Origin of the sequence: Halomonas flagellata (assembly GCF_022487945.1) — a bacterium.
Taxonomy (GTDB): Bacteria; Pseudomonadota; Gammaproteobacteria; order Pseudomonadales; family Halomonadaceae; genus Halomonas; species Halomonas flagellata.
Map to the genome: position 1 here is coordinate 1 of NZ_JAKVPY010000111.1, position 618 is coordinate 618.

Below are 618 nucleotides of genomic sequence, written 5' to 3' on the forward strand. Positions count from 1 at the left end.
GTTCATAATGATTCCTCTATAAGGGAAACGCAGGGAACAGTAGGGTTCAGGCGGGCCGAGCCCGCCCATTGAGGTTCAGGAAAAAATGCCGCTTTGCAGGGCATGGCGAATCAGATGCGCCTTATCATGAGCCGGATTTATTTGCAGAAGCTGCTGCATCCTCTGCTGGCGCTGCGCGTCGTCCACCTGTTCATCACGCAGCCGCGCACGATACCCGGCAAACCAGCTGTCAAAGGCCGCGCGGTCGATAAACTCATCGCGCAGCGGCGATGCGGCGCTGAGCTGTTCGCTGTGGCTCAGCAGGCGGAACGTCCGGGTATAGTCGCTCTTCTCGCGGATCATCAGGGCAAACAGCCCGTCCAGCAGGTCGTTATCCCCTTTCTGCTGGCTGAACAGGCCGAGTTTATCGCGCATCCGCTGGCCATAAGCGGTCAGCAAGGCGTGCTGATACTCATCCAGCGCCGCGTTTAACGCTTCAGCGCTGATAAACGGCGACAGCGATTGGGCGAGACGCTGCAGATTCCACAGCCCCACCGCCGGCTGGTTTTCAAAACTGTAGCGCCCCTGATAATCGGAGTGGTTGCAGATGAAGTCCGGTTGGAAATCGTCAAGGAAGCC

Annotated in this window: 1 protein-coding gene; it reads right to left on the reverse strand. The window is 58.3% G+C overall.

Going from position 1 to position 618, the window contains the following annotated elements; translation table 11 throughout:
* Positions 1-75: 75 nt before the first annotated feature.
* Positions 76-618: protein adenylyltransferase SelO family protein (locus MKP05_RS21400; protein ID WP_240570151.1), on the reverse strand; the 543-nt coding region annotated here is incomplete at its 5' end.